Below are 21487 nucleotides of genomic sequence, written 5' to 3'. Positions count from 1 at the left end.
GCGCAGTGAGGAACTTACTCAGCCACATTCTCGTTATCAACCGTCGTCGTTGCCATATTCGATGGAATGGACCGATGCACGTGCGTGGTCTTCCAGTACTTGCTTTCTCGCTTGATCCGGATGGTTGCAGGCACACCTGGTTTGAGCCCTGCGTGTTTCACACACTCCTCGTCCGCGTACCAAGTGCTTGAACCGCGGCCAACCGCTTCTTGCTCGAAGCGAAAGCTCACCTTCTTCGGACGTGCGATGGGCTGCTGTCCACCGGCGCCTTCTTCCTTTCGCTTTTCAAGCGTTCTTGCGTCGTCCTCTACAGCCACGACCGTAGCGTCAACCCAATCAAACACCTCACCGACAGGGCCTTGCCGAAAAGTACCCGGCGCCAGCAGCCGATGGTATGCCCATGCAATTCCGTTCTCGGCTGGGACGACCTCGATCAACACGCGATCGATCTGAAGCGCATCGATCTCCTGCTCGCCACCCGCAATCAGGATTTCCGTCCATGCCTCAATACGATCCAGACTCTCGAGCGACGACTCCACTTCCGGCAATTCGCAACGATGCAAGTTAGGTACTCCTAGTGCACGGAGCGCTGCGACCGGAACATGCACGGCCGCATAGACGTCCGTGCCGTCGGAATGAGTGGCTGCAAGAAGTGTTTTCCGCGCGCGAGGTGCGGCGGGATCCCAGGAGTAAATCGGAAACGCAACCGCGACGCGGGGAGCATGCGCCTCATCAGCATCAAATTCCGGAAATGCATTCGACGCGAGGGGCTCGTGAAGCCTGCTGACCCGGTATCCCGTTCCGTCCTTCTCGAGGTCGACAGTAACGAGCACGCCCGGCTTGAGGTACGCGATCCGTGCGACGTCGTTGAGGTAGTTGGTGTAGAGCATCACGCGCCGCTCCGGCCAACCTTGCGCGCCGCATGACACCAGTTCGTAGCCCCATCCACCGGCGCGAATCAGCTTGCCCACCGTCGCCTGAATCTTCTCAAACGATACCGGGAGCCCCTCCTCGTCATCTTCAATCGAAATTACAGCCCAGCCCCGTGGCGTCTCATTGATTTCACAAAAGAATGGTCTGCCGAGTTCGGGCTTGATTCGCGTTGCGCTGGTTCGGAGATAGGCCCTCGTTGTTGGGCCGTCCGACACAACGTTGGCGAGTCCCCAAGGCCAGAGGGCATCTGGATTATTCCACGACGTTACCGTAGCCTGCACGCGGTAGGGTTTGGAAGGTACCTCGGTCATGTACTTCGGGCATCAGATTTGAGCGAGTACGCAGTCTAAGGGAATGAAGAGGATGAAGCCAGCGAGGTGGCATGGGTATTGTCCTTGCACAGAGCAGCGGGGCACCACTTTGTCCATCGGCAAGTGGAGAATCAGGCGCACCAGTGCGGCGGTACCGGCCATCGCGCCGACAATCGACAAGGGCTTCCCCGTTGAGCACAAGTTCAATCGAAGTTCGCGATTTCCTCATCGAATATATTTGCGTACTTTTGCGCATCAGTCAGCGAGCCTTCGATCATCATCCGCGCCTCAACGGCCCGTTCGAGCGTGACATCAGCAACTGCTGCGCCTGCAACACCAGCGCACGAGCTTTGCACTCCGTCTCCAGTTCGGCACGAGTTTCATGGAACTCCTTTTCGAGGCGCGGCATTACTTCCAGCGCGGAGCGCCGGCTTGTCAGGTTGTTCCAGCAGTCAGCAATAGGGCATGAAGAAAGCTTCTAATTTCGCAACAGCTTCTCATACCCCTCAATTCCAAGCTCCGCATAGAAGCCTGCCAGTTGCTGTACGTCGCTCGCAAACCAACCGCTGAGCCAGTCGTGATAGGCACCCGCAGCTTCATCCGCACAAGCGCCATCAACGAGAACTGCCTTGATAAGGTGTGCCGCAGTGATACCAGAAAGCAACGCTTTGAGCACGCCATGCGACGACGCTGGATCAAGCACCGCGGCAGCGTCGCCCACCATGAGCCACCCGGGGCGCGCCACTTCGCTGGCAATTCTCCAGGTGACATCAGCGCCTCTTGAGCCCCCCATCGGCGCGAGGTGACGCAGCGTTTCAGGCATCCAGTCGGAGGGGATTCTGCTGCCATTGAGGGAAACGCGCGTCCACTGATAAACGCCGGGCCGCACCAAGGCAGTCCATAGCCATCCCGATGCATCCGCGGTGATTTCGGGCGCGGCATCGCGTTCGGGATAGCTGCCGCTCACGTAGCCGTAGCGCGCGCTCAGACGCGGTGAATGGGTCGGCCTGTCGATCCGCAACTGCCGGCCAAGCCATTCCGCTCGGCCACTTCCATCGGCAACTATACGGGCCGTGACCGGTCCGTCGTCTGTCGTAACGCCGCGAATCACACCGTCTTGCACAAGCAGACCTGAAACGGCGCAAGAGCGCCTGACCTTCGCACCAAGTTCGGCCGCGCGGTCCAGCAATAATGCATCGAATGCCGGACGATGAACCTGAAAACCGCGCCACATCCCCTGTGAATCGCTACCGAATGCGTCAAAACGGCGCGCACCGTTCCACTCGATCCACACGCCTTCATGGCGTGCGCCCGTGACCGCCGCAAGTTGCGCCGAGTCGATGCCAAGTTGTGCAAGCAGCGGCTCGACACCAGGATGCAGAGTTTCGCCCGGACGAGCGCTCCCCGCGTCGTCACGTTCGAAGACACTTACACGCAGCCCTCGCGCGGCACACGCGATCGCCGTCGCGCTGCCGGCAGGGCCACCGCCGATCACGACTACGTCGGTATCGTATTGTCGACTGTCCACTTATCGTCCCGTTTCAGAATGACGTGTCTGCCGTCCGTGTACGCCGTCGCTTCCTCGAGGATATCGACGAAGACTACTTTCAGCCTTCTGGGATCGGAATGCCGCGCCCCCCAGCGAAACAGTTCGAAGCGATAGTAATGCCACGGAGAATTGAGTTGCGCACCTGTCTGCTCGACAATGCGCTGGAGCTCAGCGTCATGCTGAGGTACTCGTGTGAACGATAAGACCGCCCATGACGCCTTCTCGCGCAACACCATGTTGATCTCATTGCTGGATTTCGCATCGTCCTGAATGCCGAGACTCCAATACACAGCCGCCATTGAAAGCGTGCGAGCCTGATACTCGTGCAGATCGATACGCGAGGTGAGCGCCGCGGTCATGGTGCCCATCAGATCGATGTAGTCGACTCGCAGCTCATTCTCGTATTCGATGACAGGCTTGCCATTGAACATCGCGCGTCGCGGTCCGGGCACACCATCCCATGGAAGCAGCCGCCCCTTGAGCGGACCATTCGCCACTCGCGTAATACCGATCTCCTCGTCCGTGAACGGTACTGCGGTCGGCCATGGATAAGAAATGCCGCTGAGATGCTTGTCGGGCTGATATTGCCGGGTCGCATCGGGAGCGACACCTGGCCAGTAGCTTCCGAGCGCAGCACACAGCTTCGCATCTTCGATAAAGGGCGAGCCCAGCCCATGACTGACGAGAAAGCGCTTTAGTTTTCCACCCTGACTTTTATCCACACCAAGGCTTGTATCCCAACCCGGATCGAACAGACCGGGTGAACCATCCGGTAGTCCGACCTTATCGAAGCGCAATGAGCCATTGGCTTTCTGCGGCTCAGCTTCTGGCGAAATATTGTCCAGTCTTTGCGGCTGCGCAACGATCGCACTGACCGTGTCGTCGTCGATACTGAAGCCCGCCGGCAACTCGATATTGGCTGCGATTCGCGTCTGCGACAACGCAAATGGCGGCGTCGCCCACAACGCGGCACGCAGTGGCTTCGGCATTTCATTGTTCCACCACAACATCAGGTCGCGCTGCCCCACCTTCGGCAAGAAATCGGGCAGACCGATCATGCAGAATGCCGGCTTGGAAACCGTGATTCCCGCTTTGGCTAGTTCCGGGCACGTGGCCACGATCCAGCCATCCCCACTGAAATCGATGTAGTGCTGTGCCTGATAGTTGCCGCGCTCGAGGATCTCCATCAGATTCGGGCGATCGTTCAGATTGTCGATCTTGCCATCGACAACCCGATGGCGAATGTTGATGTATTCCGGCGCGGGCCTCGCCTTCCCCTGTTCGGCATCGTCGAAATATTTCGGAATGTGCGGCGGAGCACCACCGGGCAGCACGAATAGTGACGACATTTGCATGTTGACAGCTTTGCCCGAATAGTGCGGATCGACCGGGAAAGTCAATCGTGCACCTCTAAATCTCGCCTCTTCAACCAGCACGTTGGCGCGGGGAATCAGCACGCCCGGCCCGTACTCGCTATCCGTGGACAGCGAAGCGATCTTCTCATCGCGGATAGAAAACGGATATTGCTCGAGTGTTGCGCCTGTCCAGTTGTTCTGCAACTTCTGATTGTCAAGAAAGCGATGAAAGCTGGCGACTTCGTCGTTCAACATGCCACGCGTCGCAAGCACTTGCAAGTTCATGCCCGTGAGGCACTCAGAACCGTTAAAGATTTTATGCAATGGCACCCAGAACTGACGATCCTTGTCATCGGCCAATTTGTCCTGCGGTCCGAACCCGGGCGATGCGCCGGAATCCACCGGCATCTGGACCGCAAGGTAATGCGAAAAGCGGCGCGGCACAACATGGAAATCGAACACGTTGTTTTCGTCAGTGCCGACGAAACTGCGCAACTGCCCATCGTAGCGCGGCGCCAGATTGCCGATACGGCCCACACCAGAGCGGGAGAAACAAAGTTGTGCGTGCCGCCCGTTGACCGCCATGGGGGCGTTACGGTATTGAGTGGCAAACGTCACCACGGCTACCGGCAGCCCACTAAATTCGGCACGCAACGTATCGAGTGAAACCTGCCTGCTTGCGTAGATGTAATTTTCGACGTCATCGATCTCAGCGAGCGTCGGAAACGCTCTAAGCGGCGCGCCATTATGGTCCGCCACCACGGAGGGTGCAGCGAGCGCATGATAAAGGAGGCTATAGTCCGGTTGCCCAGGCTCGATGCCGCGGCGGCCGGCCAGCGCAAAATCGCCGAAGCCCTGATAGCGCCGGTCGATTCGTGATAGGTCCTTGGCGAGTTCCGTTTTAAGGTCAGGCGCAAGGATATCGAGCTGCCCTGCTGTTACGGCCATCAAAAGATCACGCCATCCCGCCTCGCCGAGACGTTTGCAGATCGTCTGAACGCGGTCGATCAAAGCCCCATCGGTTGCCGCCATCGTCAAACGCGCATGATTGGCGGCAAAAGCTAAGCCGAGCCCCGCGACGCCGGCCTTGAGAAAATCTCGACGTGTGCTCATGAGCGTTGCCCTCCGCAGAGCATGGCATACATGAGCAAATGGCTTTTCCGTACCTCGGCAGAAATCGCGTCCAACCAATAGGCATCCATGTTTTTCTTCCCGTCGTTGCGTTGGTTGTTGCACTTGAGTGCAATTTTTCTAACACGTCCTCAATTTTTATACCTGTTTTTATTTATAGAGCGAGTGAGGCAAAGAATTTATTCCAGATTGCATCAATCAGGAAGTGGGAACGGAAAACCGCTTTCCTTATTTAAATCAATCTTTCCGAATGATTTTAATAGGTAAGTCATAGGTACTGAGCCTCAAATCTTTGTCTTCTGCTCTCGCCGCTGCTTTTCCCCGTCATTCTATTCTTGCCTTACGCATGGACAGTCCTATCTGAACAGATAGGTATCGCGCGTTACAAAGTGTTTTGTTCTCGACTGGAAACTTCGTTTCGGAGCTTGCATTCGAACGAACCAATGCCTTGGGATTTAAAAAGGCAGCGGGCAAGCAAGGGCAGTTTGCGCACAAGATGATGTACGTCGATCTGGTGATCCTTGATGAACTGGGCTACCTGCCATTCAGTCACACAGACTGTAAAGAGTGTGCCACCTGTTCTCCAAGCTGTACGAACACACGAGCGTAGCGGTTATGGACGGCGACAATTATCTTAACCGGTGCATTGACTCAGGTTTTTTGTTACCGTGCTCAGTGCCACTTGTGATGCCCGAACAGATACCCGCGAAGTTGACGAAGGATTATCAGTTTTTCAACGCGGCCGTACGACGTAAGAAGGGCTTCTGGGGCGACCCATGTGAGCTGGTTGAAGTCGCTCGATGGCACCAGCGCGCGCATTGCAGGACAATCGCGCGCGTAATGCATGTTGCCCCCAACGGCTCCAACGTGCCGTTTATTTCGGAGACTTGCGGTCGCTCACGCGCCAGTTGAGACGCTGCGGTTGGACTGCTTGAGCCGGGTTGCGAATTCTTCGCAGACCTGCTGCTGCGTGGTCGAACCGATAGCGACACCGTCGCACTTGCTGACGTCGTTGGTCTGCTTTTGCAGGTCGAAGCCGGACAACCAGACCTTCGGGCGATTGCAATACCGCCTGAGCGCCTGAAAGCCAGGGCATCCTGAATTGACGGTGTCCGCATCAAGCCCTGCGTCCCGACATGCTTCGCCTTTTGCGGGCGACGGTATCCTCCCGCACGGCCTTCCTCTGCCTGCATTCCACGACAGACGGGCGGCCCAAATAAGCAGCGCCCAGGAGCGTTCGTGCCGCACGCCTGCCTCACCGAGATGACACGCACTCAGACGGCGATTAGCTCGCGAACCCCATTCGCCTCCATCTCCGATCCCGCACCACCCGCCACAATTTCTCCGCGGCTCATGACCCAATAACGGTCTGCAATGGCCTTCGCGAAATCGTAATACTGCTCGACCAGCAGCACGGTCAGATTCATCTCCGCAACCAGACTGCACAGCGTGCGCCCGATTTCCTGAATGATGGACGGCTGGATACCTTCAGTCGGCTCGTCGAGGATCAGCAGCTTCGGATCGCTCATCAGCGCCCGGCCGATAGCAAGCTGCTGTTGCTGACCGCCTGACAGGTCGCCGCCGCGCCTGGCCTTCATGTCCTTGAGCACGGGAAACAGTGCGTAGATGTGATCCGGCACACCCCCTGGCGCGTGCCTACGGCTCGCCGCACCCACCAGCAAGTTTTCCTCGACCGTCAGCCGCGGAAAGATATCGCGGCCCTGCGGCACGTAAGCCAGACCGTTCGCGACGCGCGCGTGTGTGGGCATTTTCGTGAGCGCGATGTCGCGCCATGCGATTGAACCGCTTTTTGTCGGCACAACGCCCATGAGGCATCGCAGAAGCGTGGACTTGCCCACGCCGTTGCGCCCGAGCAGCACGGTCAGTTCGCCTTCAGGCACCGTCATGGAGACGTCGCGCAGGATGTGGCTGCCGCCGTAGTACTGGTTCAGCGATTCGATTGTGAGCATTTCGATGCCTGTATTGCGTAAAAGCCTGGTGCTGTAGATTCAGCGGCCCAAATACGATTCGATAACGGCTTCGTCACGTTTGACCTCATCGAGTGTGCCCTGCGCAAGCACGCGGCCCTCGGCCATCACGGTCACGCGGCCCGTGTCTCCAGCGAGCGCGGCGACGAAGTCCATATCGTGCTCAACGACCATCATCGAGCAACTGCCGCGCAGGCGGTTAAGCAGGGCCGCAAGCTCCATGGTCTCGTCATCGGTAATGCCGGCAGCGGGCTCGTCGAGCAGCAGCAGTTGCGGTCGCTGCATGAGCAGCATACCGATCTCCAGACGCTGTTTCTGTCCATGCGAGAGTTCGCCCGCAAGACGCCGCGCGTCACTCACCAGCCGGATGGTTTCGAGCGTCTCCTCGATCTTTGCCTGCGCTTCGCGATCGAGCCTCGCGCGCAGCGTGGCGAACCAGCCTTTGTCGGCCTTCATTGCGAGTTCGAGATTCTCCCAGACAGGGTGCTGCTCGAACACCGTCGGCTTCTGGAACTTGCGCCCGATGCCCGCGCGGGCAATCGCGGGCTCGTTCATGCGCGTGAGGTCCAGCGTTTGACCAAGAAAGACCTTACCCGAGGCGGGCGTAGTCTTACCGGTGATGACGTCCATCATCGTCGTCTTGCCCGCGCCGTTCGGACCGATGATGCAGCGCAGTTCCCCCACGTCAATATCGAGCGAGAGCCTGTTGAGCGCGCGAAACCCGTCGAAACTCACGGTCACGTCTTCCAGATACAGGATCGTGCCATGTGAGGTGTCGATCGCTCCGGGCTCGACGACATGGCCCATGCCCGCAACGCCCGAGAGCGAAGGTGCACCTCGCTCTCCAAACACGGGTTTGCGCGAGCGGGTATCGATTGCATCGTCGTACATTTACTGCCCTCCCTTGCCCAGACGCTTCGCGACTAGCTGGATAAGCCCCATGATCCCATTGGGCAGCAGCAGCGGCACGAGCACAAAAATGAGGCCCAGAAACAACAGCCAGTACTCCGCGAAATAGGCGGTAAAGAAGCTCTTGGCGCCGTTGACGGCGAAGGCCCCAATGATCGGACCGATGAGCGTGCCACGCCCGCCCACGGCGACCCAGATCGCCATTTCGATCGAATTGCCCGGCGACATCTCGCCCGGATTGATGATGCCAACCTGCGGCACATAAAGCGCGCCAGCGATCCCGCAGAGCACCGCCGAGAGCGTCCAGATGAACAGCTTGTAGCCGAGTGGGCTGTAGCCGAGAAACATCAGGCGAGTTTCGCCATCCCGTACTGCGGTCACCACGCGGCCGAGCTTCGACGTTACAATCGCGCGCGCGGCCAGAAACGCAAGCACGAGCGTTGCGAACGTGAGCAGGAGCAGCACCGTGCGCGTACCCGGATGGGTGATGGGTGTGCCTGCAATGCGCTTGAAGTCGGTGAAGCCGTTGTTACCGCCAAAGCCGGTTTCGTTGCGATAGAACAGCAGCATCGTCGCAAACGTCATCGCCTGCGTGATGATCGAGAGATACACTCCCTTCACGCGCGAGCGAAACGTGAAGAAGCCGAACACCCAGGCGACGACGGCCGGCACGAGCACCACAAGCCCAAGCGCATAGGCGAGGTGATCGGTGCCTTGCCAGTACCAGGGCAGACTGTGCCAGTTCAGGAAGACCATGAAGTCAGGCAGGTTGCTGCCATACACACCGTCATGCCCGATCTCGCGCATCAGGTACATCCCGATCGCGTAGCCGCCGAGCGCGAAAAACAGCCCGTGACCCAGGCTCAGGATGCCGCAATAACCCCATACAAGATCAAGCGCGAGTGCGGCAATCGCATAGCACATGAACTTGCCCGCGATCGTCATCGTGTAGGCGGACAGGTGCAGTGCGCTTGACTGCGGCAGTACCAGCGCGCATAGCGGTACGCACACACCCATCACGATGATGAGCGCGATGAGCGCAAGCCACGCACGACGCGAAAGCAACGCCGGACGCGGGGGCAATCCGAGAGCGAAGGTCTCAACGGCGGCTGCGCGATGCCCGTGACTCGCTGAAGCGATCTCGCGCGGGGTGGAAGAAGGCGTAGTGACTGTCATCATTTTCATGCCTCGGCGCTGCGGCCTTTAAGGGCAAAGAGGCCTTGGGGACGTTTCTGGATAAAGAACACAATCAGCACGAGCACCGCAATCTTCGCAAGCACTGCGCCCCAGAACGGCTCGATGGCCTTGGACACGAGGCCGAGACCGAAGCCGCCGATCACCGTGCCTGCAATCTGGCCCACGCCGCCCAGCACGACCGCCATGAACGAATCGATGATGTAGTTCTGGCCCAGATCCGGACCGACGTTGCCGATCTGCGAGAGCGCGCAGCCACCCAGCCCGGCGATACCCGCACCGAACGCAAAGGCCCACGCGTCAACCCGCGCAGTGCGCACGCCCACGCACGCAGCCATGCGGCGGTTCTGGGTGACGGCGCGCACAAAAAGACCCAGACGCGTCTTCGTCAGCACGGTCCACGCGATGCCCACGACGATTAGCGAGAACGCAAGGATGGCGAGCCGGTTGTACGGCAGGATCAGGTTGGGCAGCACGGTGAGGCCGCCGCTCATCCATGCCGGGTTTTCTACCTCGACGTTCTGCGCACCGAAAATCATGCGCGTGGCCTGGATCAGGATCAGGCTGATACCGAAGGTGGTCAGCAGTGTCTCCAGCGGACGTCCATAGAGATGACGGATCACGAGCCGCTCGATCACCGCCCCCACCAGCGCCGCCGCGACGAACGAGGCGGGAATCGCCAGCAGCGGATACCAGTCGAACGCGCCGGGTGCGTAGCGCTGAAAGAGTGTTTGCACCACGTAGGTCGCGTAAGCACCGATCATCAGAAACTCGCCGTGCGCCATGTTGATGACGCCGATGAGGCCATAGGTGATGGCAAGGCCGAGCGCAGCGAGCAACAGCACGCTACCCAGCGACAGCCCGGCGAACAGCGTGCCTGCAATCTCGCTGCGACGCTGGATACTGTCGAGCGCGTCAATACCTACCTGCGCCGTTGCGCGCACGCGAGCGTCAGGCTCGTTGAAGGTGCCACTCGGGTTCTTCGCGACCAGCGGGCGCAGCAATTCGTACATATCGAGATCGCGGCGCGCGGCGACCAGCGTCACTGCCTCAAGACGCTTCGTCGCATCGGGATCATGCAGCGCCGTCATGGCCCAGAGCGTGTCGAGGCGGCGTTTGAGCGCGGGATCGGTCTCCTTCGCACGCGCCGCGTCGATCAGCGGCTTCATCGACGGATCGGGGTTCTTCAGCAGCTCGGCGATGGCCGCGCTGCGCGTTTCCACCTCTGGCGAAGCGAGCTGCAGGCCAGAGAGCGCGCCAGCCACTTTGGAGCGCAGCGCATTATTCAGCGTGACAGGTTGAGCGTTGGACGCGATGTTCGCGGCAACGGGCTTGCCCGTGGCTGCATCCTTCGCGGTGCCACCGTCCTGCACAAGCACTTCGCCGAAATCGGTCGCGCTCACGTTGTCCGCGGATAGCGCGTTCAGGAGTGCGAGCGAAGCGGCGTCGTGCGTGGCGATGAGCTTGTCGATAACTGCGGATTTGGCGTCGAAGTCATCGGCGCCAAGCGGAGCTACGTCGGCCGTGTCAAGCGCGAAGGCTGTCGTGCTCACGCAGACACACGCCGCCAGCACGGCCAAGGTGCGCAGGCAGGATAATGATTTCATGACGGGATCGGGAGAGGCGGCTGGATCGGGGCCCGCCAGACTGGCCTGCCCCGGGAAACAGACTCAGGTGCTCATTCAGGCAACACGCCGGCGGCGCAGGAAATCCGGGATCGAACTCACGACATCCGGCTTGCCCTGATTGCCCGGGATATACGGGCTCCACGGCTGCGCACGGATCGTCGTCTTGGTACGCCACACGACGTTGAACTGGCCGTCCGCGCGAACTTCGCCGATCATCACCGGCTTGTGCAGATGATGGTTACCGTCCATTTCCAGCGTGAAACCTGAAGGTGCCGCAAACTTCTGGCCGATCATCGCAACGCGTACCTTGTCGACATCCGTGCTCTTTGCCTTCTCGACGGCCTGCTTCCACATATGCATCCCAACGAAGGTCGCTTCCATCGGATCGTTGGTCACGCGCTTGTCGCCGCCCGCCAGGTTGTTGGCCTTCACCCAGTCGGCAAACATCTTCTTGAACTTCGTGTTCTCCGGATTACGCAGCGACATGAAATAGTTCCACGCCGCGAGGTTGCCCACGAGCGGCTTGGTGTCGATGCCGCGCAGTTCCTCCTCGCCCACCGAGAAGGCGACCACCGGCACGTCTGTCGCCTTCACGCCCTGGTTGCCGAGCTCCTTGTAGAACGGCACGTTCGAGTCGCCGTTCACGGTCGAAATTACGCAGGTCTTACCGCCCTGAGCGAACGTCTTGATGTTGGCGACGATGGTCTGATAGTCGCTGTGACCAAACGGTGTGTAGACTTCCTGAATGTCGGCATCCTGGACGCCCTTCGAATGGAGGAAAGCACGCAGGATCTTGTTGGTCGTCCGCGGATACACATAGTCGGTGCCGAGCAGGAAGAAACGCTTCGCGCCGCCGCCTTCGGCGCTCATCAGATATTCCGTCGCGGGAATTGCCTGCTGGTTAGGCGCTGCGCCCGTGTAGAAGACGTTGCGCGACATCTCCTCGCCTTCGTACTGCACGGGATAAAACAGCAGGCCATTGAGCTCCTCGAAAACGGGCAACACCGACTTGCGCGACACCGAGGTCCAGCAGCCGAACACCACAGCGACCTTGTCCTGCGTGATCAGCTGTCGCGCCTTTTCGGCAAACAGCGGCCAGTTCGAGGCCGGGTCCACCACCACGGGTTCGAGCTGACGCCCCATCACGCCGCCACCCTTGTTGATTTCGGCGATCGTCATGAGCGCCGTGTCCTTCAGCGACGTTTCCGAGATCGCCATCGTGCCCGAGAGCGAGTGCAGAATGCCGACCTTGATCGGGCCTTTGCCCGCACCCTGGGCAAAGGCCGACGGAATCTTCGCCGCAACCCCCGCCACCCCCGCTGCCGACGCCACCTTCAGAAACTCGCGCTTTTTCATTGATAGTCCTTAAGGATTGAAAGTTGTACTTCATCTTGGATACAAGACAACATTCAGCAATGCAACTTCCGGGCCAGGTGTTATGTGGCCGCAGAAAAAAGGAAATCAGCGAAATTGACGCGACCGGGAAGACTGATGACGGTGCGCGGCGGCGCCAGGATGGTGCGCCGCGCACGCGTCAGGGGATTGACCTATGCGTCTTCATTGTCTGCATACTGCGCACGCGCCGTCTGCATCATATAGAGCGTGATGCGCTTCACTTCGGCCTGGCTCTCGGCGATGTGCGCACGGATCATCTGCTGGGCGAGCCGCGCATCGCCCGCCCCTATCGCCTTGAGGATGTCGGCGTGCTCCGTATAGGTCGCCGATACGCGCGGTGCCTTGGTGAAATCGAGGCGGCGGATGATGCGGATCCGTTCGGTGACATCGGCATGCATGCGGGCCATCTCGAGATTGCCCACCGCAGCGACGATGCCCGCGTGAAACCCTTCGTCAAGCGCTGCCGCCCGCGCAGGATCCTGCTCGCGCTTTTTCGCTGCCACACACCAGATTTCGCGTAACGGATCTAGCTGGGACGAGAGCTTTTCCGCGACAATCCGGCCGATGGCCGTTGTTTCCATCATCACGCGGATTTCGTACAGGTCCTCAAAGTACTTGAAATCAAAGGCGCGAACCTGCCATCCACTCTTGAAATGGACATCCACATAGCCTTCGCGCTGAAGCCAGAACAGCGCTTGCCTCACCGGCGTGCGGCTGACCTGCATACGCGTGGCAATGTCCCCTTCGCTGAACTTGTCCCCGGGCATCAGGCGGAAATCGAAGATATCCGCCTTGAGCTGGGTATAGATTTGTGCAGCGAGGTTGCTCGCAATTTTCGCCGGGGCTGCCGGCACGCGGTTGTCCACCATCTACGGTCCCAGGTGCGTGTGACAAGGTAGGAAAATCATTCGAGCGACACCAGCGGATCGCCCGCATTGATCATCATACCCGGCCTGCAGTGGAACGATTTCACGATCCCGTCATGCGGTGCCGAAATGTGAAACTCCATCTTCATTGCCTCAAGAATCAGCAGGGGGTCACCTGCACGAACGTTCGCACCAGGTTCGACGGACAGCTTCCACACGTTGCCCGTGATATCCGCCGCGACAATCGAGCCGCTCACCGCGTCGCCCACGACGATGTCGTCACGCCCGCCCCCAACGTCCTCGACGTCGGCCTGTGTCGCCCAGCGCGCGACCTCCTCCTTGAATGCCTGTTTCTGGTTGGCCCGGAACCCCTCGAGTTCAGGCTGGATGCGCGCGAGGAAAGCGTTGTACTCCCCGAGATCGAAAGTCTCATGTTCGATGCATACGGTCTCGCGCCCCTCGAGGAAATCGATGCGCAAGCGGTCCAGCTCAACTTCGGTGACCGGATAGAAACGCACCTGGTCGAAGAACCGCAGCAGCCACGGCTTGCCATCGACGAAGACTTCGTTTTTCAGGAACTTGTTCCAGATCGGCAGCGTGCGGCCAACCAGTTGATAGCCGCCGGGCGAATCCATCCCGTAGATGCACATATACACGCCGCCGATGCCGACGGTGCCTTCGGCCGTATAGGTTCGCGCCGGGTTGTACTTCGAGGTGAGAAGACGGTGGCGCGGGTCGACCGGCACAGCGCAGGGTGCACCCAGATAGACGTCACCCAGGCCCAGCACCATGTAGCTCGTTTCGTAGATCGTATCCCGCACCGCATCCGCGGAATCCAGTCCATTGATGCGCCGGATGAACTCCGTGTTGCTGGGCAGCCACGGCGCCGTATCCTTGACGGACTGGCGGTAGCGCGCCACCGCATCCAGCGTGGCCGAATCCTCGTAAGCCATGGGAAGGTAGACGACGCGGCTCGGGACCTTCATTGTTGCAATCCCTTCGAGCGACACATCGGCCGCGACGAGCGCGGCGACGAGCGCATTCTGACGGACCACGCGGCTGTCGTAGTGCACCTGCAGCGAGCGCACACCTGGCGAGAGTTCGAGCACGCCGGGCACGGGAGAAGTTTTAAGCGCCTCCATCAAGGCGTGGATGCGGAATCGCAGGTTCAGGTCGAGCACGTTCTCGCCATACTCGATCAGGATGTAACGGTCGCCTGCCTGCCGGAGAACCGTCTTCGGCCGCTCGCCCTGTGCGGCGGCCTCATAAAGCACCGGGGTGCCGCGCGTGTCGGCAAGGACAGGCGCGCGTAGTCCCGAGGCATCCCAGTCACCGATGAACGCATCCTGACGCTGTTCGAGTGCGAGGGCTTGGTCGAAGGTCAATTCGCGAAAGCGGATACGGTCACCCGGCTTGACCTGCCCGACCTTCCACAACTCGCCTTTCGCGATCGTGGCAGCGCACACGAAACCGCCGAGACTCGGGCCGTCGCGCGTAAGGATCACCGGCATGTCGCCAGTAAAGTTGATGCTACCGATCGCGTATTCGCAGTCGTGTACATTCGATGGATGCAGCCCGGCTTCGCCACCATCGGTACGTGTCCACTCGGGCTTCGGACCGTTCAGGCGGATGCCCAGACGGTTCGAGTTGTAGTGAACCTCCCACTCGCTCGCAAAGAACGTTTCGATCGACTCCGCAGTAAAGAAGTCAGGCGCGCCGTGCGGCCCGTACAGCACGCCGATTTCCCACGTCTGTGCGTACACCGGCACCAGTTCGGGCGGCAGCGGCAACGGTGCGTGGATAGGCGCCAAATCGGCCGTCGTAGGCAGCGTCGGGTCGGCAATGGGCAGCACGTCCGAGGGACGTAGCGTGCGCCCGGCATGACCACCAAACTGGCCCAGCGCGAAAGTCGAGCGGCTGCCCAGATACAGCGGCATGTCAAACCCGTTGCGCACGGCCAGATAGGTCCGGCAGCCGCTCGTCGCCTTGCCGATACGCAGCGTCTGGCCGGCCGATACCTGCACTGGCGTCCAGAACGGGACAGGCTTTCCATCGAGCTCGGCGGCCGTCGGCGCGCCGGTGAGCGCCATCACCGTATCAGCATGGAAGCGCAATGTCGGGCCAAGGACCGTCGTTTCGATGCCGGCCGCCTGTTCGACATTGCCGACGATCCGGTTCGCGAGGCGGAACGCCCAGTCGTCCATCGGACCGGACGGCGGTACGCCGATGTCCCAATAACCGACGCGGCCCGGATAGTCCTGGATCGTCGTGTACGTCCCCGCATCGATCACTTCGACGACCGCTGGTCGATACGCAAAACCATCGAGATAGCCCGTGGAAACATCCCCGCTCGCAAAGCCTTCGCTGGCAACGATCTTGCGCAGATAGTCGAGGTTGGTCGTGATACCCGACAGACGCGTTGCCTCCAGGGCGCGCAACATGGCGACGATCGCCGCGGCCCGGTCCTCGCCGTGCACAATCAGCTTCGCAATCATGGGGTCATAGTGCGCGGAAACCTCAGTGCCCGTCTCCACCCAGCTGTCCACACGGATGTCGTCTGGAAAGCTCACTTCGTTCAGCGTCCCCGGACTCGGTGCGAAGTTACGCAGCGGATTCTCAGCATAGACCCGGACCTCGATCGACGCGCCGCGCGACGTGACCGGACGATCGAGCGCTGGCGGCTCGCCCGCCGCGGTCTGGATCATCCACTCGACCAGATCGATCCCGGTCACGCTCTCCGTGATGGCATGTTCGACCTGGAGACGCGTATTGACTTCGAGAAAATAGAACGCCTCCTTGGCGGAGTCGTAGATGAACTCGACCGTACCCGCCGAGCGATAACCCACCGAGCGGCCAAGGCTTTCCGCTGCGGCAAGCAAATGGGTACGCACGCTCTCTGGCAAGTTGGGAGCCGGAGTTTCTTCGACCACCTTCTGGTTGCGTCGCTGAAGCGAACAGTCACGCTCGCCCAGGGCCACCACATTCCCTTTTCCGTCACCGAAAATCTGAACTTCGACATGACGCGCGCGGTCGACAAAGCGCTCGACGAAGACGCCACCATTCGAGAAGAACGCCTGACCGAGCCGTTGCACGGACTCGAAGGCGGCGACGAGTTCGGCCTCGTTGTTACAGCGCGTGAGGCCAATGCCGCCACCGCCAGCGGTGCTCTTGAGCATGACCGGAAAGCCGATCGCCAGCGCAGCTGCCCGTGCGCTCTCGACGTCAGCCAGCAGCCCTGAGCCTGGCGTGAGGGGCACCCCCGCCTGCTCGGCCAGTTCACGTGCGGCGTGCTTCAGGCCAAACTGTTCCATCTGTTGCGGCGTGGGTCCGACGAACGCGATGCCTTCCGCTTCGCAGCGCGCGGCAAATTCCGCGTTTTCCGAAAGGAAGCCATATCCTGGAATGATGGCCTGTGCACCGGATTCTTTCGCCGCCGCGATGATGAGGTCTGCGCGCAGATAGCTTTCCGCAGCCGTATTGCCGCTCAGCGGCACGGCAACATCCGCGGCTGTGACATGCTGGCTGTCACGGTCAGCGTCGGAGTAGACCGCGACCGAGCGGATATTCATGCGTTTGAGCGTGCGAGCGATGCGACACGCGATCTCGCCCCGGTTGGCGATCAGGACAGTGTCAAACATGGGAACCCCGGAATCAGGAAAGGGACGGCGTGACGCCGCTGCGCAGACTTTCAAGGTAGTGGGCCCAACCACCGAACCCGGTGATTTCGCAGGCCCCCTGCAGGGCGTAGGGTTCGCAAATGAACCCCTTCACCTGTCTGCCGTCGGCAAGCGTGAGCGTCCCGATACCCAGCGGTGCCGAAATGCCTGCGACGAACGAACCGAACTGCGCAGCAGGCACATCCCACAGCTCGACCTTGATCGGCGAACCAGTGTCTGAGCGTGCGAGCCCCGGCTTGGGCGGTGTGGTGTTGGCGAGCGCGTACAGACGGTAGGTCGACGCGGTTGTGGTGGCCTCGACGAAGCGAGCTTGGCGCGACGTGAGCTCATGATTGAGTGGCATGCCGCGCAGGTGCGCCCCCACCACGGCGACGCGGATATGGCCAGTGTCCGTCACGTCAGTGGGTACAGCGCCGGACGGTGCGTCAGCGATCGCGTCGGACAGCAGAGGCAGGCCGAAAGCGCCACGGGTCAGGCCCGTAGCCTTGTGCCATCTCGCTGCGTAGTCCGCGAGTGCGAGCTCCTTCCACGCATCCCCAATCAGCGTGATGCCGAATGGCAGGCCGTCGTCGCGCAGATTCGCCGGCACGGCAATCGCGCTCCAGTCGAGCAGATTCACAAAATTCGTGTACTTGCCGAGGTTGCTATTCAGGCGAACGGGGTCGTCGAGCAGTTCCGTGATGCGATAGTGGGTCGGTGCCGTCGGCACCAAAAGCGCATCGAATTGCGACATCAGGGCGTCGGCCTGGCGCTTCAGATCCGCGAGACGATAAACTCCGTCGAATACATCGGCCGCCGAGAAATTGCGCGCCTTGAAAATGATGTCGCGTACAACCGGGTGAATGTCGGCCTCATGTTCCGAGGCGAAACTGCGGATTGCCGCGTAGCGTTCGGCGACCCATGCCCCATCGTAGAGCAGCGCGGTCACGGCGTCGAAGAGGGAAAAATCGGTCGGCACGCAGGTCGCGCCGAGTGCTTCAACATGGGCGACAGCGACTTTGAAGGCGGCCTCCGATCGCGCATCGCCAAAGAATTCGGGGCTGGCCGGGATTGCAAAGCGCGGCGACGCAGGCAGCGTCATGCTGCGTGCTTCCGATGGCGCCTCGCGGGACAGTCCGTCGGCAGGATCCAGCGCCACCGCGACGTCATAGACACGTATTGCGTCTTCGACCGTAGTGGCGAAAACGGAGACGCAATCGAGCGTGCGGCAGGCGGGCACCACCCCCGTATTGCTGAAGGCGCCACGCGTGGGCTTGAGGCCAACGATATTGTTCAGCCCCGCCGGCACGCGCCCCGACCCCGCCGTATCGGTACCCAGTGAGAACGGCACAAGGCCGCGCGCGACTACGGATGCCGACCCCGAACTCGAACCGCCGGCGATGTAGGCTGGATCGAATGCATTGGTCGGTATTCCATACGGTGAACGCACGCCAACGAGGCCAGTTGCGAACTGGTCGAGATTCGTCTTGCCGATCAGGATTGCGCCCGCGTCGAGCAATCGTGCGATTAGGGTTGCGCTTGCTTCGGGCGCGTAGGCAAAGGCCGGGCAACCAGCGGTAGTCGTAAAGCCCGCTGCATCAATATTGTCTTTCGCCGCGAAGGGCACGCCGTAGAGTGGAAATCGGCTAAGGCCTCCCCCAGCCGCATCGAGCCTGCGCTCCAGCGCCGACAGCTGTGTCTTGAGCACTTCGGGAGGCGCGAGCGAGATCCACGCTACGTCTGGGGCAGCAACCGCTTGCCGCAGCTCACCGATCAAGGTCGAAGGCGTGGCGCCCTTGCGGTAAGCGTTGAGCCAGTCTGAAATCGTCCATCCAAGCATCTCGTATCCCTTCTTGTGTACAAGCGAGACGAAACGTATTCAAGACTTATGCCAGAACTGGTTCAACCGAAAATACTGCGTTGCGCGGCACGCTCCCTGCGTGGACGACTAGGCACTCAGATCAGCGTTGCACAGAAGCCGCGCACTGCGCGGTTATAAAGAGGGCATCCGCGCAGCGCTGGTGCATCTCGCCACCCCGCGCTTTCATGCCACGAAAAGCGTGTAAGCTCCGCAAACACGTTGTGCGCGCCATCGACCCTTCCCCACAAGGCGGCCGCGCCAGTCGCAGATCGCCGGTGACATCACCGTCGGTCTTCCGCACCCTCGCCAATGATGAAAAGCGAGGCCGTGACTCCAGATGGCCTGCGCCGGCGTGATCGCGGCATTCTTCGCCGCTTGACCAGCACCAGCGGAGAAAGCCCGAGCACTCATCGTTGTTAGTCCACCACGACAGAAGATGCCAGGAAAAGAACCGTAGATCGGCGCTCTAATGCCTCGCTTATCGGCTCGAAAGGGCGTGCCGTGGCATTACGGGGCGTGTCATGAAAAACCAACTGAGTGTTTTCAAGGAAGTCGGAAACCCATTCATCGGCGATAGGGCAGTCGAATCGCCAGCACCGCCTCCGAGGCGCGTCCCGGACTCGACTCAGTGTCCCGGAACTGTCCCGAACAGATTCACAATTGTGATTCCGACGATGATCATGAAGATCCCACTAATCGACGCCACATTCGGCACCTGCTGATAGCGAAATGCAGCCACGACCGTCACCAGCGTTATGCCGAGACCAGACCAGGCTGACGATATGAGCGACATCGGCAAGCCCTTTTGCGCATTGGCAAGGCAGGCGATCGCAACGCCGTAACCGAGCACGACCAGCACAAGCGGAAGTGGCTTACTAAAGCCATCACTTTCTTTGAGCGCAAGGGTTGCCGTGGCTTCGGCGACGATGCCGAGAACCAGGACGAAGTATGCGGTCATGACAGGTCTCCGTTCGTTTGACTAGCGCACACTCATTGGCTGACATCGACGATGTCGTCGGCATAGAATCCATTGAACCGCGCTCGCAACGACACCGAATATGCTCCAGTGGATTGAAATTCCAGCCAGTCGCCCTCGTTGAGGTCCGAGGGTAGAGAATACGGAAATGCCAGCCTGTCCATGCTGTCGCATGTAGGTCCAAATAAGCGAAACGATGCTTGCTCGCTGCCCCCGTACGGCTCGCCACGACGCCACACACGCAGCGGAAATTGTAGCCATTGCTGCGCTGACAACAACCCACCGAAAATGCCTGCGCCGCAAAATATGTCCTCGCCTCGCCTAAGCAGGACTCGAGCGAACAGCGACATTCCTCCGTACACCAGCGCGCGACCCGCTTCGCATATCAGATCCAGTTCCCGAAGCGCTGGCGAAGCCTCGATGCACGAGTGAATCGAGGCAAGCAACATATTTGTATTGCCCTGGCTGTTCAGATAGGAGCCTGGAAATCCTCCACCGACATCGAGACTTCGAATGCGGTTATGTGTGCTGCTCACGATGCGCTCCGCATCCTGCAGTGCCTTCACATAAGGAGCCGCCTCGACGGCTTGGGAACCAACATGGAACGACAACCCGATATCCCAGCGCGTCGAGGCCTCGATAGTCTCGACTAGAGCAGCAGCTTCATTAACCGTCGCACCATACTTGCCGCGAAGATCGAAAACGCCGCCGGATTCGGAGGGTGCGTATCGTACGTACATTTTGATGTCACAGTCGGACGACGGCAGCACGTCACGCACCTTGCGCAGTTCGGCCTCGCTGTCCACCACGAATGCACGCACACCGTAGGTCCGGTACGCCATATCGATTGCGTGACGCGACTTGACAGGATTCATCAGGTATTGCGTTGAGTCAGGCACACGCTGCGCAACCTGCGCAACCTCCTCAAGAGAGGCAACGTCGAAATGCTGAATCCCGCCGCGCCTCAGTGCATCAAGCACAGCCGGCAGTGGATTGGCCTTGACGGCATACAGGACTTTGCCGCCGAACTGCTCGACGAACTGCCGCGCGGCCCGCGTGATCCAACCTTTGTCGATGATATAGAAGGTGTCCGGAGATTCGGTACTGAAATGTTTTCCGAGATTCATCGCAACTGTGTCTCATGAGGAAAGACCATTCCCAGCAACACTCATGCCAATTCCGAAAATCCATAAAAACCAATTCCAACATGGATAGCAAAAGCTTGTACACATGATGGAATCCCATTGCGAGTGCAAGAATTAATTTCTCGCCAATAATTCGGGCAATGTCGCACTCAATTGGTGCTGTTTTCATTTTTATGTTTTAAGCATAATTTCAAATTTTTTTAAAAACGCAGTAATTTCAAAAGCATCCAGCTTACAACTTGGCATCAGATAGCAATCTCCAAGTCATCCTAACTACATGAATTTTTAACAATTTACGTACTTTCGTCGACTCTGAATAGGCCGATATTCCGCGTCGATACGGACTTGAATCGTTTTGAACAGAAACCAGCGCACTTCTCTGGCACGCACCTTGCGTGAAGATGTCGGAAAGCGATTCGCATCGCGATGCACATCGAGGCCGAAACCTGAGAGATCGAAAATGAAAAGAGTAATTTTCGCCTGCTGCCCATCCCGCACCATCCTTCCCAGCTGCTCTTGATCTAATCGAATAAGGCGAATTCACCTCCAATTCGATTTAATTTTTCCGGTCGCGAATTTTAATTCGCGAC

The 21487-nt window shown here is 59.7% G+C and carries 15 protein-coding genes and 1 pseudogene; 1 reads left to right on the top strand and 15 read right to left on the bottom strand.

Annotation, left to right across the window (positions count from 1 at the left end; all coding sequences use genetic code 11):
• Nucleotides 1-14 precede the first annotated feature (14 nt).
• The 4 genes from U5A67_RS30615 to U5A67_RS30600 all read right to left on the bottom strand — a co-directional run bounded on the left by U5A67_RS30615 (nt 15) and on the right by U5A67_RS30600 (nt 5261).
• Complete coding sequence (locus U5A67_RS30615) at nt 15-1244, bottom strand: hypothetical protein (RefSeq protein ID WP_321817273.1); 1230 nt, start codon at nt 1242-1244, stop codon at nt 15-17.
• 203 nt (nt 1245-1447) lie between these two features.
• Nucleotides 1448-1600, bottom strand: coding sequence for a hypothetical protein (locus U5A67_RS30610; RefSeq protein WP_321817272.1), 153 nt, complete (start codon nt 1598-1600; stop codon nt 1448-1450).
• A 122-nt stretch (nt 1601-1722) separates the two neighbouring features.
• Nucleotides 1723-2772 carry an NAD(P)/FAD-dependent oxidoreductase gene (locus U5A67_RS30605; protein WP_321817271.1) on the bottom strand — a complete coding sequence of 350 codons (1050 nt, stop codon included), beginning with the start codon at nt 2770-2772 and terminating at the stop codon, nt 1723-1725.
• Nucleotides 2742-5261 (bottom strand): hypothetical protein, encoded by a 2520-nt coding sequence (locus U5A67_RS30600; protein WP_321817270.1) that lies wholly within the window; start codon nt 5259-5261, stop codon nt 2742-2744. The genes U5A67_RS30605 and U5A67_RS30600 overlap by 31 nt, the downstream gene beginning before the upstream one ends.
• 460 nt (nt 5262-5721) lie before the next feature.
• Here U5A67_RS30600 and U5A67_RS30595 point away from each other — a divergent pair.
• Nucleotides 5722-5888 (top strand): annotated as a pseudogene (locus U5A67_RS30595) (ATP-binding protein); the annotation flags it as partial.
• A 288-nt stretch (nt 5889-6176) separates the two neighbouring features.
• On the opposite strand, the gene U5A67_RS30590 reads toward U5A67_RS30595, so the two are convergent.
• From U5A67_RS30590 to U5A67_RS30540, 11 genes are all read right to left on the bottom strand, one after another.
• Complete coding sequence (locus tag U5A67_RS30590) at nt 6177-6323, bottom strand: hypothetical protein (RefSeq protein ID WP_321817269.1); 147 nt, start codon at nt 6321-6323, stop codon at nt 6177-6179.
• Nucleotides 6324-6553: 230 nt separating this feature from the next.
• Nucleotides 6554-7249: an urea ABC transporter ATP-binding subunit UrtE gene (urtE, locus tag U5A67_RS30585; RefSeq protein ID WP_321817268.1), complete on the bottom strand. Its 696-nt coding sequence runs from the start codon at nt 7247-7249 to the stop codon at nt 6554-6556.
• A 39-nt stretch (nt 7250-7288) separates the two neighbouring features.
• Nucleotides 7289-8074, bottom strand: coding sequence for an urea ABC transporter ATP-binding protein UrtD (gene urtD, locus U5A67_RS30580; RefSeq protein ID WP_321817383.1), 786 nt, complete (start codon nt 8072-8074; stop codon nt 7289-7291).
• A gap of 84 nt (nt 8075-8158) precedes the next feature.
• Complete coding sequence (urtC, locus tag U5A67_RS30575) at nt 8159-9355, bottom strand: urea ABC transporter permease subunit UrtC (protein WP_321817267.1); 1197 nt, start codon at nt 9353-9355, stop codon at nt 8159-8161.
• A 2-nt stretch (nt 9356-9357) separates the two neighbouring features.
• Complete coding sequence (gene urtB / locus U5A67_RS30570; RefSeq protein ID WP_321817266.1) at nt 9358-10977, bottom strand: urea ABC transporter permease subunit UrtB; 1620 nt, start codon at nt 10975-10977, stop codon at nt 9358-9360.
• Between the two features lie 75 nt (nt 10978-11052).
• Nucleotides 11053-12354: an urea ABC transporter substrate-binding protein gene (gene urtA, locus U5A67_RS30565; RefSeq protein ID WP_321817265.1), complete on the bottom strand. Its 1302-nt coding sequence runs from the start codon at nt 12352-12354 to the stop codon at nt 11053-11055.
• Between the two features lie 191 nt (nt 12355-12545).
• The gene (locus U5A67_RS30560) at nt 12546-13262 is read right to left on the bottom strand and encodes a GntR family transcriptional regulator (RefSeq protein WP_321817264.1); all 717 of its coding nucleotides are present in this window, start codon (nt 13260-13262) and stop codon (nt 12546-12548) included.
• A 35-nt stretch (nt 13263-13297) separates the two neighbouring features.
• Entirely contained in the window at nt 13298-16897 is a 3600-nt protein-coding gene (uca, locus tag U5A67_RS30555) for an urea carboxylase (RefSeq protein ID WP_321817263.1), read from the bottom strand.
• 13 nt (nt 16898-16910) lie between these two features.
• The gene (atzF, locus tag U5A67_RS30550; RefSeq protein WP_321817262.1) at nt 16911-18755 is read right to left on the bottom strand and encodes an allophanate hydrolase; all 1845 of its coding nucleotides are present in this window, start codon (nt 18753-18755) and stop codon (nt 16911-16913) included.
• Between the two features lie 646 nt (nt 18756-19401).
• Nucleotides 19402-19734: a DMT family transporter gene (locus U5A67_RS30545; protein WP_321817261.1), complete on the bottom strand. Its 333-nt coding sequence runs from the start codon at nt 19732-19734 to the stop codon at nt 19402-19404.
• Nucleotides 19735-19766: 32 nt separating this feature from the next.
• The gene (locus tag U5A67_RS30540; protein ID WP_321817260.1) at nt 19767-20879 is read right to left on the bottom strand and encodes an alanine racemase; all 1113 of its coding nucleotides are present in this window, start codon (nt 20877-20879) and stop codon (nt 19767-19769) included.
• Nucleotides 20880-21487 lie beyond the last annotated feature (608 nt).

The sequence above is a fragment of the Paraburkholderia sp. J69-1 genome, from assembly GCF_905220255.1.
Taxonomy (GTDB): domain Bacteria; phylum Pseudomonadota; class Gammaproteobacteria; order Burkholderiales; family Burkholderiaceae; genus Paraburkholderia.
Note: the sequence above shows the minus strand (reverse complement) of the source record. Positions and strands in the feature narration are given on the sequence as shown.

What these genes read in the sequence shown, in the direction of transcription:
- urtD (WP_321817383.1), bottom strand. Translation starts at nt 8,074, where the DNA reads ATGGGCCATGTCGTCGAGCCCGGAGCGATCGACACCTCACATGGCACG.
- U5A67_RS30540 (WP_321817260.1), bottom strand. Translation starts at nt 20,879, where the DNA reads ATGAATCTCGGAAAACATTTCAGTACCGAATCTCCGGACACCTTCTAT.
- urtB (WP_321817266.1), bottom strand. Translation starts at nt 10,977, where the DNA reads ATGAAATCATTATCCTGCCTGCGCACCTTGGCCGTGCTGGCGGCGTGT.
- U5A67_RS30615 (WP_321817273.1), bottom strand. Translation starts at nt 1,244, where the DNA reads ATGACCGAGGTACCTTCCAAACCCTACCGCGTGCAGGCTACGGTAACG.
- U5A67_RS30600 (WP_321817270.1), bottom strand. Translation starts at nt 5,261, where the DNA reads ATGAGCACACGTCGAGATTTTCTCAAGGCCGGCGTCGCGGGGCTCGGC.
- U5A67_RS30545 (WP_321817261.1), bottom strand. Translation starts at nt 19,734, where the DNA reads ATGACCGCATACTTCGTCCTGGTTCTCGGCATCGTCGCCGAAGCCACG.
- U5A67_RS30560 (WP_321817264.1), bottom strand. Translation starts at nt 13,262, where the DNA reads ATGGTGGACAACCGCGTGCCGGCAGCCCCGGCGAAAATTGCGAGCAAC.
- atzF (WP_321817262.1), bottom strand. Translation starts at nt 18,755, where the DNA reads ATGCTTGGATGGACGATTTCAGACTGGCTCAACGCTTACCGCAAGGGC.
- uca (WP_321817263.1), bottom strand. Translation starts at nt 16,897, where the DNA reads ATGTTTGACACTGTCCTGATCGCCAACCGGGGCGAGATCGCGTGTCGC.
- urtE (WP_321817268.1), bottom strand. Translation starts at nt 7,249, where the DNA reads ATGCTCACAATCGAATCGCTGAACCAGTACTACGGCGGCAGCCACATC.
- urtC (WP_321817267.1), bottom strand. Translation starts at nt 9,355, where the DNA reads ATGATGACAGTCACTACGCCTTCTTCCACCCCGCGCGAGATCGCTTCA.
- urtA (WP_321817265.1), bottom strand. Translation starts at nt 12,354, where the DNA reads ATGAAAAAGCGCGAGTTTCTGAAGGTGGCGTCGGCAGCGGGGGTGGCG.